This is a genomic window from Bradyrhizobium sacchari, assembly GCF_002068095.1.
GTDB classification, from domain to species: Bacteria; Pseudomonadota; Alphaproteobacteria; order Rhizobiales; family Xanthobacteraceae; genus Bradyrhizobium; species Bradyrhizobium sacchari.
Window position 1 is genome coordinate 92,559 of sequence record NZ_LWIG01000013.1, and the last position, 12,803, is coordinate 105,361.

At 65.4% G+C, this 12,803-nt stretch carries 13 protein-coding genes; 5 read left to right on the forward strand and 8 right to left on the reverse strand.

The annotated features are described in order from the left end of the window. Both A5906_RS17585 and A5906_RS17590 read right to left on the reverse strand, forming a co-directional pair. The gene (locus A5906_RS17585; RefSeq protein WP_080136650.1) at window positions 1-1,221 is read right to left on the reverse strand and encodes a cytochrome P450; all 1,221 of its coding nucleotides are present in this window, start codon (window positions 1,219-1,221) and stop codon (window positions 1-3) included. Window positions 1,222-1,286: 65 nt separating this feature from the next. Then, the gene (locus A5906_RS17590) at window positions 1,287-1,496 is read right to left on the reverse strand and encodes a ferredoxin (RefSeq protein ID WP_018648108.1); all 210 of its coding nucleotides are present in this window, start codon (window positions 1,494-1,496) and stop codon (window positions 1,287-1,289) included. Window positions 1,497-1,651: 155 nt separating this feature from the next. Here A5906_RS17590 and A5906_RS17595 point away from each other — a divergent pair, with 155 nt between their 5' ends. After that, window positions 1,652-2,299 (forward strand): TetR/AcrR family transcriptional regulator, encoded by a 648-nt coding sequence (locus A5906_RS17595; RefSeq protein ID WP_080136651.1) that lies wholly within the window; start codon window positions 1,652-1,654, stop codon window positions 2,297-2,299. Here A5906_RS17595 and A5906_RS17600 read toward each other — a convergent pair. From A5906_RS17600 to A5906_RS17615, 4 genes are all read right to left on the reverse strand, one after another. Continuing rightward, window positions 2,296-2,949, reverse strand: coding sequence for an aspartate/glutamate racemase family protein (locus A5906_RS17600; RefSeq protein WP_080136652.1), 654 nt, complete (start codon window positions 2,947-2,949; stop codon window positions 2,296-2,298). The two genes, A5906_RS17595 and A5906_RS17600, sit on opposite strands and share 4 nt — an antisense overlap. A gap of 172 nt (window positions 2,950-3,121) precedes the next feature. Further along, window positions 3,122-4,132 (reverse strand): amino acid ABC transporter substrate-binding protein, encoded by a 1,011-nt coding sequence (locus A5906_RS17605; protein WP_080136653.1) that lies wholly within the window; start codon window positions 4,130-4,132, stop codon window positions 3,122-3,124. A 12-nt stretch (window positions 4,133-4,144) separates the two neighbouring features. Further along, entirely contained in the window at window positions 4,145-5,494 is a 1,350-nt protein-coding gene (locus tag A5906_RS17610) for an aspartate aminotransferase family protein (protein ID WP_080136654.1), read from the reverse strand. Window positions 5,495-5,497: 3 nt separating this feature from the next. Further along, window positions 5,498-6,370, reverse strand: a complete 873-nt coding sequence (locus tag A5906_RS17615; protein WP_080136655.1) for a MurR/RpiR family transcriptional regulator — start codon at window positions 6,368-6,370, stop codon at window positions 5,498-5,500. A gap of 87 nt (window positions 6,371-6,457) precedes the next feature. On the opposite strand from A5906_RS17615, the gene A5906_RS17620 reads away from it, so the two are divergent. From A5906_RS17620 to A5906_RS17630, 3 genes are all read left to right on the forward strand, one after another. Beyond that, window positions 6,458-7,642, forward strand: coding sequence for an amino acid ABC transporter permease (locus tag A5906_RS17620; protein WP_080136656.1), 1,185 nt, complete (start codon window positions 6,458-6,460; stop codon window positions 7,640-7,642). Between the two features lie 2 nt (window positions 7,643-7,644). Further along, complete coding sequence (locus A5906_RS17625) at window positions 7,645-8,754, forward strand: amino acid ABC transporter permease (RefSeq protein ID WP_080136657.1); 1,110 nt, start codon at window positions 7,645-7,647, stop codon at window positions 8,752-8,754. Window positions 8,755-8,876: 122 nt separating this feature from the next. Further along, on the forward strand, window positions 8,877-9,089 hold the full coding sequence (locus A5906_RS17630) for a hypothetical protein (protein WP_080136658.1): 213 nt from the start codon (window positions 8,877-8,879) through the stop codon (window positions 9,087-9,089). Window positions 9,090-9,192: 103 nt separating this feature from the next. Here the strand turns inward: A5906_RS17630 and A5906_RS17635 are convergent, their stop codons facing one another. Both A5906_RS17635 and A5906_RS17640 read right to left on the reverse strand, forming a co-directional pair. Continuing rightward, entirely contained in the window at window positions 9,193-10,611 is a 1,419-nt protein-coding gene (locus A5906_RS17635; protein ID WP_080136659.1) for an amidase, read from the reverse strand. A 117-nt stretch (window positions 10,612-10,728) separates the two neighbouring features. Next, the gene (locus A5906_RS17640) at window positions 10,729-11,505 is read right to left on the reverse strand and encodes an SDR family oxidoreductase (RefSeq protein ID WP_080136660.1); all 777 of its coding nucleotides are present in this window, start codon (window positions 11,503-11,505) and stop codon (window positions 10,729-10,731) included. Between the two features lie 158 nt (window positions 11,506-11,663). On the opposite strand from A5906_RS17640, the gene A5906_RS17645 reads away from it, so the two are divergent. Next, complete coding sequence (locus A5906_RS17645; RefSeq protein ID WP_080136661.1) at window positions 11,664-12,737, forward strand: tartrate dehydrogenase; 1,074 nt, start codon at window positions 11,664-11,666, stop codon at window positions 12,735-12,737. Window positions 12,738-12,803: the final 66 nt, after the last annotated feature.

Consider the following 12,803-nt stretch of genomic DNA (forward strand, 5'->3'; position numbering starts at 1 on the left):
CTACATCGCCTTTCCCAGCAAAAATGGCAACTGCCGGGGGCCTCTCACCGTGCCCTGCGACCAGGTCACGGTGCCTGCCGGATCGAGGCGGAAATCGGGGATCCGCTTCAGCCATTCCTCCAGCGCAACCTGCATCTCCATTCGCGCAAGGTTGGAACCGACGCAGCGATGGATCCCGAGGCCGAAGGCGGCGTGGCGGTTCTCCCGGCGGTCGATCACGACTTTGTCAGCGTCCGGAAACATCTTTGGATCGCGGTTGGCGGCTGGGAAGGACAGCAGCACCATGTTGCCCGCCTTGACCGGGCAGCCCGAGACCGTGGTTTCCTTGACCACCTCGCGGGCCATGGTCACCGGCGAATAGGCGCGCAGCAGCTCCTCGACCGCCGTCGGGATCAGCGCGGGCTCCGCGATCAGCCGCTCGCGGTCGGCCGGCGTCCTCGCCAGATGCCAAAGCGAGGAACCGATCGCGCTCCAGGTGGTGTCGATGCCGGCGATCAGGAGCAAGCGCAGCGATCCCAGCACGTGGGAATCTTCCAGCGGGTTGCCCTCCTTGTCCGTGGCGTTCATCAGATAGGAGATGAGATCGTCCGTCGGCTTTGCCTTGCGCTCCTCGATGTGGGCACTGAAATAGGCGGTCATCTCCTCCGAGGCCTGGAGCAGCTTGCTCTGGTCCTTGATGCCGAGCTCCAGGATCATGTGGATCCAGTTGATGAAGAGATCGCTGTCGCTCTCGGGGATGCCGAGCATGTGCGCGATGGCCTGGACCGGAATGTATTTGCTGTAGCGCGCGGCGGCATCGACCTTGCCGTCCGCGATGAACCCGTCGATCAGCTCGTTGCAGATCGCGCGCATCCGCGGTTCCAGCTTCTTCATCGCATCCGGCGTGAACGGCGGCAGCAGCAACTGCTTGGCCGGCTTGTGCGCGGGCGGATCTGAGGTGATCGGAGGGGCCGCGTTCCTGGAAATCTCCGGCCGCACGTCGCGGACGATGATGCGGCGCGAGGAGAAATGCTCGGTGTCGTTGGCGATCGCGCGCACCGCCTCGTAGGTCGTGGGCATGTAACAGCCGAGGAATCGCTCGGTGTGCACGACCGGGCTTGCGGCGCGCATCTCATCCCAGATCGGAAACGGATCGTCCGTCCATTGCGGATCGGTGTGGTCGAAATCGTTGACCCAGTCGGTGACGGGCGGATGGGCGACGGGCTGGCTGACGTCGGACATGTCGGGGGAATCCTCGGCTTGTGGTCGCTGGAATCACGCGCACGCGGGCGGACAGGACGCCCGCGCTACTCCTCGATCACGTCGATTGCGATTTCCGGGCAGTTGGATTTGGCAAGCCACGCCTTGTCCTCGAGCCCCGGCGGGACCGTGCCATCGCCGGCTTCATGCGCGTTGCCGTATTCGTCGAGTTCGAACAGCTCGGGCGCCAGCGCCTTGCAGCGCGCATGGCCCTGGCATTTGTCGGGATCGACGTGAACCTTCAGTCGCTCTGCCATGGCGGCTTCCCTGGTCGTTTGCGTGCGCGAAAGGCGGCCCGCGTTCCTCATGTCGATTTTTGTCGGCGGCATTTGCCGCTCGGCGTAAGTTATATGCTATTACATTCGCGGCGGGCTTTCCCTGTCAAGCGCAAACTTATAGGCTTTGCCGCAACATGCGTTCACAACTCGCTCGCAAGCCCGAGAAGACGTACCACCATGGCGATCTCCGTGACGCCCTGATCAAGGCCGCGCTGCGTGAGGCGGAGCGGGGCGGGGCGGAGGCGATCAGCATCAAGGCGCTGGCAAAGCAGCTCGGCGTCTCGCAGCCGGCACCGTATCGGCACTTCGCCGACCGTGAGGCACTGCTCGCGGCGGTGACGGCGGAGGCGTTCCGGCAGCTCAGCACGATCCTGCGCGAGGCAATGGCAAAGCCGTCGAAGCAATCGAAGCTGTCGCGGCTGGCGCACGCGACGCTCGATTTCGGCCTGCGCCGCAACGGCATCTACCGCTTGATGTTTGCCTCGCGCACCGTCTCCTGCGCCGCCAAGGGCAGCGAGCTGCACGAGGCGACGCGCGAGACGCTCGGGCTGGTGATCGAAGCGCTGGAATCGCCGGCCGTCGGCTACTTGCGCGAACGGCAAGCGCTGAAGATCTGGGCGGCGGTGCATGGCGTGGTGATGCTGGCCGAGCAGGGCCTGTTCACCGGCGGGTCGGCACATGCGACGCGCGAGGAGTTGGTCGAGGATTTCGTGACCGAAACCAAGGCCGCGCTCGCGCTGGCAATCAAGAATGCAAGGCGCCGGACGAAAGCGGGCGCCTAAGCGCTCGCTTTCAGCAGCCTCATCAGCTTCTCGACCGCGCTGTCCGGCGTCGTTACGACCGCAAGACCAGTGGCTTCCGCGACCAGCGGCGCCGTTGCCGCGATGCTGAACTGCGCCAGTGCGATGACGTCGCAATCGCGTAGGTCGCGCGAGGCTTCCGCGATCAGCCGGTCATGTGTGGCGCGGTCGCCGCGGTCGAGCGCGGCCAGCGCGCCCTCGGCGAGTTTCGGCACGACCTGGACCGAGGCGGGGAATTCCGGCGGCATCGAGACCAGTGTTGGCGGGAAGGTCGAGAGCAGGCCGATCCGCTTGCCCATCGTCACCGCGCGCTCGATCATCGCTTCATTCGGCTTCAGCACCGGCATCGGCGCATGCGCGCGCGCCACAGCCTCGATACAGGGGCCGAAGGCCGAGCAGGTGAAGAGGATCGCGTTCGCACCAGTTGCCACAGCATAGTCGCCGAGCGTGACGAAGCGGTCGTTCATGGCGTCGGTCAGTTTACCATCGCGCGCCAGATCCGCAGACAGGCTGTCATCGAGTAGGTTCATCAGGCGCGGCTGCGGCCATGCCTTCGCGAAGGCCGCCTCGATCGGCGCGATAGAGTGCTTGAGGGCGTGGATCAGAGCGATGCGAGGGGGCGGCGTCGTCATTGAAGATGATTACCTCACAGGTCTCGTGCCCCGGACGCAGCGCAATGCGGAGTATTACGCTGCAGAGCCAGGGCCCATTCGCGATGACCGGGGCCCGGCTCTGCGCAGCAGCGCACCGGACGATGCTTCGCATCGCCGGGACGCTGCAGCGCGTCCGTGAAACGGCAGTCGTTTACTTGAACGGCACCGCGTACATCAAGCCGCCCTTGCTCCAGAGGCCATTGAGGCCGCGATCGAGCTTCAGCGGGCTGGCCTTGCCGACATTGCGCTCATAGATCTCGCCGTAATTGCCGGTGGCCTTGATCGCCGTGACCAGCCATTTGTTGTCGAGCCCGAGCCGCGAGCCGAGATCGCCGGTGGCGCCCAGCAGGCGCTGGATCGCGGGCGTCTGCGACTTCGCCATCTCGTCGACATTGGCTTGCGTGACGCCGAGCTCTTCAGCCTCGATCAGGCCGTAATGCAGCCAGGTGATGATGTCGCTCCAGACCTCGTCGCCGTTGCGGGTGAAGGGACCGAGCGGCTCCTTGCTGATGGTCTGCGGCAGCACGACGTAGTCGGCCGGGTTCGGCGCGGCGGTCGTCACGGCGCCGGCGAGCGCGGAGGCATCCTGGGTCATGGCATCGCAGCGGCCGCCGAAGAAGGTCTGGTACATGGTGTCGACGCGGTCGAACACCAGCGGCTTCCAGTCGATGCCGTTGGCGCGGCCGTAATCGCCGAGCGTCACCTCGTGCGTCGTGCCCTGCGCGACGCAGACGGTGGCACCCTTGAGGTCCTTCAGCTCCTTCACGCCGAGGTCCTTCTTCACCACAAATCCCTGGCCGTCATAGAAGTTGATCGGGCCCTGGCGCAGGCCGAGCGTCACACCGCGCAGATATGTCTGCGTCGAGTTGCGGTAGAGCACGTCGATCTCGCCCGATTGCAGCGCGGTGAAGCGGTTCTGCGCCGTCAACGAGACGTAACGCACCTTGCTGGCATCGCCCAGCACGCCTGCCGCGAGTGCGCGGCAATAGTCGACGTCGAGACCTTTGTAGTTGCCTTGCGAATCCGGCGCGGAGAAGCCGGCAAAGCCGGCGCTGACGCCGCACACCAGCGTGCCGCGGCTTTTCACCGTGTCGAGCGTCGCCGCCGACGCGATCACCGTCGATGCTGCGAGCACGCCCGCTGCGATAACCACTTTCCTCATAGTACTCTCCCCTCAGTGATTGACACTACGCAACACGTTGTCGACGCTCGTGCCGAGCTTGTCGACGATCAGGTCGATCTCGGCGGCGGAAGCGATATAGGGTGGCGCCAGCAGAACATGGTCGCCGCGGACGCCATCCACGGTGCCGCCGCCGGGATAACAGCCGAGCCCGTTGGCGAAGGCTTCGGCCTTGATCTTCTGATGCAGCTTGAGCGCGGGATCGAACGAGGTGCGGCTGGCGCGGTCGGCGACGAGCTCGATCGCCCAGAACAGCCCGCGGCCCCTGATGTCGCCGACATGGCGATGATTGCCGAAGCGCTCGGTCAGGCGCTGCTCGAGCTGCCGGCCGCGTTCCTTCACGCGATCGAGCAGGCCGTCCTCGAGGATCACATCCTGCACCGCGAGCGCCGCCGCGCAGGCAAGGGGATGCGCAAGGTAGGTATGGCCGTGCTGGAAGGCGCCCGAGCCCGCGCGGATGGTGTCGATGATCTTGCCGCTCGCCAGCATCGCGCCGATCGGCTGATAGCCGCCGCCGAGCCCCTTTGCGATGGCCTGGATATCGGGGGCGATGCCTTCCTGCTCCCAGGCATGCATCGTGCCGGTGCGGCCCATGCCCGACATGACCTCGTCGAGAATCAGCAGCGCACCGTGACGGTCGCAGATCTCGCGCACCGCCTTGAAGTAGCCATCCGGTGCGGTCACCGCGCCGGCGGTGGCGCCGACGACGGGCTCGGCGAGGAACGCCGCCACGGTGTCAGGGCCAAGCCGCTGGAACTCGGCTTCGAGCTCGGCGGCGAGCCGCGCCACGAAATGCGCATCCGACTCGCCCTCGCGCTTCTCGTGATAAGCAAAGGCCGGCGCGACGTGGCTGAACGCGGCCGAAAGCAGCGGCGCATAGGGCGCGCGGCGCCAGGCATTGCCGCCGGCGGCGAGCGCGCCGAGCGTGTTGCCATGATAGCTCTGCCGCCGCGCGATGAAATGCTGCCGCTGCGGCTCGCCGCGCTCGATGAAATATTGCCGCGCCAGCTTGATGCTGGCTTCGATTGCCTCCGATCCGCCGCTGACGAAATAGGCGTAGGCAAGTCCGCCCGGCTCGTGGCCGACCAGCCTCTCGGCCAGCGCCTCGGCCGGCTCGGAGGAGAAGAAGGCGGTGTGAGCATAGGCCAGCGTCGAGGCCTGTTTCGTCATTGCCGCGATCACGCGCGGATGCTGGTGGCCGAGGCAGGAGACCGCCGCCCCGCCGGAGGCGTCGATGACGCGGCGCCCGTCCTCGGCAAACAGATAGACGCCTTCGCCGCCGATTGCCTTGGGCGGGGTTTCGCGTAGCGAGCGGTGCAGCACGCGGCTGGTGCGAGTGCTCATGGATCAACCTTTCTCCGAGACGTAGGTGGTAGCCGCGGCGAGCCGCGCCTCGGTATGTTCCAGACGTTTCTTCGCGGCGAGGCCGCCGAGCGAGAACGTGACCGCTGCGAGTGACTGCGCGATCGCGATCGCGCCGGTGAGACTGGGGAAAAAACCGGGCGAGGAGGCCGCTTCGAACAGCAGCACGTGGGCGGCGCCCTCAGCCATCGGTGCCGAAAGGCTGTCCGCGATCGCGATCAGCGTTGCGCCGCTGCAATGAGCGGCCTGGGCGACGCGGACGCTCGCATGCGTGTAGGGCAGGAAGCCGAGGACGATGACGGCTTCGCCGGGGCGGAACGCGCCGAGATCGAGATCGTCGGGGCCGGATGCGCCGACGAGTTGCACCTGCTCGGGGCGGAACAGCCGCAGTTCGTAGTTCAGGAGTTCGGCGACGCTACGGCAGCTGCGATAGCCCGCGATCCAGATCCGCTTGGCCTCGTGCAGCGCACGGGCGGCTTCCGCAATGGGGTGTGCGGGAATGCGCGGAAGGCCCGCGGCCTCGGCCTCGAGCTTGTCGATGACGAGCGCGACGTCGGCGTGAGGGCCGTGACGGCGGCTTTTTGCGCGGCCGGAGAAGGGCGAGGTCTGCGATGGACGCCGCGCCTCGGTCAGCGCCGCGCGCAGCTCGTCCCAGCCGGAATAGCCGATCGCCTTGGCGAGCCGGGTGAACGCGGCGGGATCGGCGCCGGCCTCGGCGGCGAGATCGCGCATCGAGCGGGTGGTGGCGTCGTAATCATTGGCGGCAACAAAGCGGCCGACCTCCTGCAAGCGCAGGGGGAGCGATGGCAATGCGATGCGCAGTTCGCTCAGGGGCGAGGATTTCGCGGGCTCGGCCATGAAACATTTGTTGCATGAAACCAGGTTTGGTGCAACAGTTGACGTGCGCCGCCGGAAATCATTGCATTCGAGAAGGATTTTTGTGCTGTGACCGCCGATCATCCCAGACCGCCGCCGCGCCGCCGCCTCTTCGCGCTCGGCCGCAACGAATTGAAGGGCCTGTTCTGGCAGGTCCTGGTGGTCGGCATCGCGCTCGCGGTGATCGCCTTCCTCTGGTCCAACACCGTCACCAACCTGTCGGCCCGCCGGATCACCACCGGCTTCGCCTTCCTCGGCCGCGAGGCCGGCATGCCGATCGCCGACAGCCTGCTCGCCTACAGTCCGAGGGATCCCTACCTCTGGGCCTTCGTCGTCGGCATCGCCAACACCCTGCGCGTTGCGGTGATCGGCATCGTGCTCGCGACCCTTCTGGGCACGCTGATCGGCATCTCCAGGCTGTCGGCCAACTGGCTGTTGTCGCGGCTTGCCGCCGTCTATGTCGAAACCCTCCGTGACATCCCGCTGCTGCTCCAGCTGCTGTTCTGGTACGTGCTGATGCAGGCGCTGCCAGCCGCGCGCGCAGCGTGGCGGCCCGTCGAGGGCGTGTTCCTGTCCAATCGTGGCCTGATCCTGCCGGCTATCCCGATCGGCTCGCCGCAACTCTGGGTACTCGGCACGGCCGTGCTGGGCCTTGTCGTGTTCTACGTCATCCGGCGCCGGCTGATCGCGCAGCAGATGCGCGACGGCCGGCCGCGGCCGGCCTGGCCCTTTGCGCTCGGCCTCATCGTTGCGCTGCCGGCGGCCGTCTCGCTGGTGCTCGGCGTGTCCTGGACGATCGAATGGCCACAGCTGCGCGGCTTCAACTTCGTCGGCGGGCTGACGCTTGCGCCGGAATATTTCGCGCTACTGATCGCGCTCGTGACCTATACCTCGGCCTTCATTGCCGAGATCGTGCGCAGCGGCATCCAGTCCGTACCGCGCGGCCAGTGGGATGCCGCCAATGCGCTCGGCCTGCGCCGCAGCTTCATGCTGCGGCAGATCATCCTGCCGCAGGCGCTTCGGGTGATCGTTCCGCCGATGACGAGCCAGTACCTTAATCTGACCAAGAACTCCTCCCTCGCGGTCGCGATCGGCTATCAGGACGTGGTCTCGGTCGCCAACACCACGCTGAACCAGACCGGGCAGGCGATCGAGGCGATCACGCTGATCATGGCAGTGTTCCTGACCATCAGTCTTTCCATCAGCTTCTTCATGAACTGGTACAATGCGCGCATCGCGCTGGTGGAGCGCTGAGCATGAGCGCAGTCACCGACATCCCCGAAGCACCCCGCGCCGCCCGCCGACCGCAGATCGGCAATCCGGCCCTGCGCTGGCTGCGTACCAACCTGTTCTCGTCGATCCCCAACGGCATCCTCACGGTCGTGCTGCTGGCTCTGCTGGCCAAAGGCATTTTCAGCTTCGCGCAATGGGGCCTCGCGAACGCAGTGTGGCTGACGCCGGCGAACGATTCCAGCGCCTGCCGCGCCGTGCGTGGCGTCGGCGCCTGCTGGGCCATCATCCCCGAAAAATACCGCTTCATCCTGTTCGGCACCTATCCGTTTGACGAGCAGTGGCGGCCGGCGCTGTCGGTCGTGCTGTTCATCGCGCTGTATTTTCTCTCGACCCGCCGCGCGCTATGGCGACGCGAGCTCGCCTATCTCTGGATCGGTGCGCTGGCGCTGATCAGCGTGCTGATGTGGGGCGGCGTGTTCGGGCTGTCCTTTGTCTCGCAGGACCGCTGGGGCGGACTGCCGGTGACGCTGATCCTGGCGACGTTCGGTCTGGCCTTCGGCTTCCCGCTCGGCATCCTCGTCGCGCTCGGCCGGCGCTCGAAGCTGCCGGCGATCCGCTCGCTCAGCGTGCTCTATGTCGAGCTGATCCGCGGCGTGCCGCTGGTGAGCCTGCTGTTCATGGCAAGCGTGATGTTTCCGCTGTTCATGCCCAGCGGGTTCAACATCGACAAGCTGCTGCGTGCCCAGATCGCGATCATCCTGTTCGCCGGCGCCTACCTCGCCGAAGTCATCCGCGGCGGTCTCCAGGCCGTGCCGCGCGGACAATATGAAGCCGCCGATGCGCTGGGACTGTCCTACTGGCGCAAGCACCGGCTGATCGTCCTGCCGCAGGCGATCCGCCATGTCATCCCGCCGCTGGTGAACACCTTCATCGCCTTCTTCAAGGACACCAGCCTCGTGCTGATCATCGGCATCTTCGACCTGCTGACCACGGCGAAGACCGCGATCATCGATCCGGCCTGGCAGCAGTTTTCGGTCGAGGTCTACATCTTCGTCGCCGCGATCTACTTCATGTTTTGCTTCGCGATGTCGCGCTACAGCCGGAGCCTGGAGGCGCATACGGCATCGAGGTGATCCAGGACCCACGGAATGCCTATGCGACGCCTATAACGCAAGCGCGGATTCAGCCTGGGATTCCTACGTTGCCAAAGCCATCTCCTGTTTGCTGGTGGCATTCAACAAGAGGCACGTGAATCATGATGAAGTCTGTTCTCGCTGCGTCGGCCATTCTGGTCGCGCTTTGCGCCGCCGCCGCCGCGCGCGACGTGGTGCACCATCCCTATGCGAATTCGGAAGGCGCCGTCCAGCTGTCGCAGGTCCATCCGGCCTCCATGGACTATTCAGCCATGGCCGAGGACGTCGGCTATGATGCGCACCAGTACCACGGCGGCCCCAAAGTGAACGACTAGGACTGATCTTGGGGGCAAGGCCGTGGTGGCTGGTCACATACCAACGGTTCGATGGCGAAGATGCCGGCACCGGGGACAGCCAAGGTCCCCGGTGCGGCGTACCTTATGCCTTCATCTTCGGGTCGATCGGCGTCGTCGCGCGCAGGCCGAGAATGTCCTCCAGCACCTTCGCGCCGGCGATCACCTGCGCGTCGGCGCGCGGGGCGCCGACGACCTGCACGCCGACCGGCAGGCCCGATGTCGTGAAGCCGCACGGCAGCGACAGCGAGGGGCAGCAGGCAAGCGTGATGGCGTAGACGATACCGAGCCATTCGACATAATTCTCGAATTTCTTGCCGCCGCATTCGGCGACATAGCGTTTTTCGATCGGGAAGGGCGGGACGATCGTCGTCGGTGTCAGCAACAGATCATAGGTCTTGAAGAAATCGACCGCGCGGGCGGTCATGTTGACGCGCTGCGCCTCGGCGCGCGCGAGTTGCTCGACCGTGAGCTTGAGGCCTTCTTCGATGTTCCAGATCACCTCGGGCTTGAGCAGATCGCGCTTGTTGCGCAGCAGATTGGCCTTGGTGATCGCGAAATCGAAGGCGCGCAGCACGTGGAAGCATTCATGCGCCTCGCGCCAGTCGGGATGTGCCTCCTCGACGATGGCGCCGGCTTCCGCGAAACGTTCGGCGGCCTTGCGCGTGATCGCCTTGACCTCGGGATCGACAGGGGTGATGCCGAGATCGGGGGAATAGGCGATGCGCTTCGGTCTCTTGCCCGCCTGGGCCGCCGACAGGAACGAGGTCGTGGGCGCCGGCAGCGACAGCGGATCATCCGCATAGTCGCCGCTCATGGCATCCAGCAGCAGCGCGAGATCCTCGACGTTGCGCGCCATCGGGCCGACGACGCCGAGATTGCGATCGATGCCCGCTTTGGGGGTATGTGCGACGCGGCCGATGCTTGGCCGCATGCCGACCACACCGCAGAATGCCGCAGGGCTGCGCAAAGATCCGCCCATGTCGGAGCCCTGCGCCAGCCACGCCATGCCGGTCGCAAGCGCCACGGCGGCGCCGCCGGAGGAGCCGGCTGCCGATTTCGCCGTATCCCAGGGATTGAGCGTCGCGCCAAACACCTCGTTGAAGGTGTTGGCACCAGCGCCGAACTCCGGCGTGTTGGATTTGGCGTAGACCACCGCGCCGTTGGCTTCGAGGTTCTCGACCATGAGATCGGACTTCGCGGGGATGTTATCCTTGAAGATCGGCGAGCCCTGCGTGTTCAGCACGCCGGCGACATCGGTCAGGTCCTTGATCGGCACCGGCAGGCCGGCGAGCAGCCCGCGCGCGCCGGCCGGCTTCTGCATCATGGCTTTCGCATTGGTCCGCGCGCGATCGAAGCACAGTGTCGGCAGCGCGTTCACCTTGCCGTCGACCTCCTTGATGCGCTTCTCCACCACGTCCAGCAGCTCGAGCGGTGAGACGTCGCCTGAGCGCAGCTTGTCGACGACGGTGCAGGCGGTTTCGCGGATCAGGTCTTGAGACAACTATCGTACTCCTGTGCTTATTCAAACGTCATTGCGAGCGCAGCGAAGCAATCCAGACTGCTACCGGCGGATACATTCCTGGATTGCTTCGCTACGCTCGCAATGACGAGGATAGAGTTAACCCCAGCCCGCGCTGATGCCGCCGTCGACCGTGTAGATCACGCCCGAGGTATAGCCGGCGCGGTCCGACGCCAGGAAGGCCATGAGATCGCCGATCTCCCGCGCATGCGCGGGGCGTCCGAGCGGCAGGCTCTTCTGGAATTCCTTGTAGCGGCTTTCGTCACCGAACTGGTGCTTCGCCCGCGTCTTGAGCAGGGTGACGTGGCGGTCGGTGCCGACGGGCCCGGGATTGATGCCGACCACGCGGATGTTGTCTGCGAGGCTCTTGCCGCCGAGCGCGCGGGTGAAAGCCATCAGCGCAGCATTGCCGGCGCTGCCGCAGATGTAGTTGGCGTCGAACTTCTCGCCGGCGGCGCCGATGTCGTTGACGATGACGCCGCCGCCCTTCGCCTTCATCTGGGCGTAGATGTACCGCGTGAGGTTGATGTAACCGAACACCTTCAATTCCCAGGCGTGGCGCCAGGTCGCCTCGTCGATCTTGTCGATCGAACCGCCGGGGATGTCGCCGGCGTTGTTGACGAGGACGTCGATGTCGGCGGCTTCCTTCGCCAGCCGCGCCACATCCTCTTCCTTGCGCAGGTCGACAATGCTCGTCACGGCGTCGATCTGGTGCGCAGCGCGCAGGCGATCCGCCAGCGCCTTGAGCTGGTCGCCGCTGCGGGCGGCGAGCAGGAGATGCGCGCCTTCCTCGGCAAACGCCTCGGCGGCGGCTGCGCCAATGCCCTTGGATGCGCCGGTGATCAGGACGCGCTTGCCGCGCAGATGCAGATCCATGGGGAATACTCGCGAGGATGGGAACTGGATGAAATCAGTAGGCGCCCGGCAGCGCCATGGTCAACATTGCAGTGCAGCGTTGCGCTGCCGCCGACTTTGGTCCATTGCAGTGCGATCAAAAAAGGCGGCGGCTGCCGGACCAACCAAGGACGTTCTCGATGAGCAAGAAACAATACCGGATCGCGGTCATTCCCGGCGACGGCATCGGCAAGGAAGTCATGCCGGAAGGCCTGCGCGTCCTGGAGGCGGCCGCGAAGAAGCATGGCGTCTCGGTGCATTTCGACCATTTCGACTTCTCGTCCTACGACTATTACGAGAAGCACGGCCAGATGATGCCCGATGACTGGAAGGAGAAGATCGGCAAGCACGACGCGATCTATTTCGGCGCGGTCGGCTGGCCGGCCAAGATTCCGGATCACGTCTCGCTGTGGGGTTCGCTGATCAAGTTTCGCCGCGAGTTCGACCAGTATGTAAATCTGCGTCCGGTGCGGCTGATGCCCGGCGTGCCGTCACCGCTGGCGGGTCGCAAGCCCGGCGACATCGATTTCTGGGTGGTGCGCGAGAACACCGAAGGCGAATACTCTTCGGTTGGTGGCCGCATGTTCCCGGACACCGATCGCGAGTTCGTCACCCAGCAGACGGTGATGACCCGCATCGGCGTCGATCGCATCCTGAAATTCGCCTTCGAGCTCGCGCAATCGCGGCCGAAGAAGCACCTGACATCGGCGACCAAGTCCAACGGCATCTCCATCACCATGCCGTACTGGGACGAGCGCGTGGAGGCGATGGCCAAGAAGTTTCCGGGTGTGAAGTGGGACAAGTATCACATCGACATCCTCACCGCGAACTTCGTGCTGCACCCGGACTGGTTCGACGTCGTGGTTGGCTCGAACCTGTTCGGCGACATCCTGTCCGACCTCGGCCCGGCCTGCACCGGCACGATCGGCATCGCGCCGTCCGGCAACATCAATCCCGAAGGCGACTTTCCCTCGGTGTTCGAGCCGGTGCACGGCTCGGCGCCCGATATCGCAGGCCAGGGCATCGCCAACCCGATCGGCATGATCTGGTCGGGCGCGATGATGCTCGAACATCTCGGCGAGAAGGAAGCCGGCAAGTCGATCGTCGAAGCGATCGAGCGTACGCTGGCCGAGCGCACGCTGCGCACCAAGGACCTCGGCGGCAATGCCGACACCACGGCCTGCGGCAAGGCGGTTGCGGATATGGTGGATTAGTTCGCTGCTCGCCCTCTCCCCTAGTGGGAGAGGGTGGCTTCGATGCGAAGCATCGAAGACGGGTGA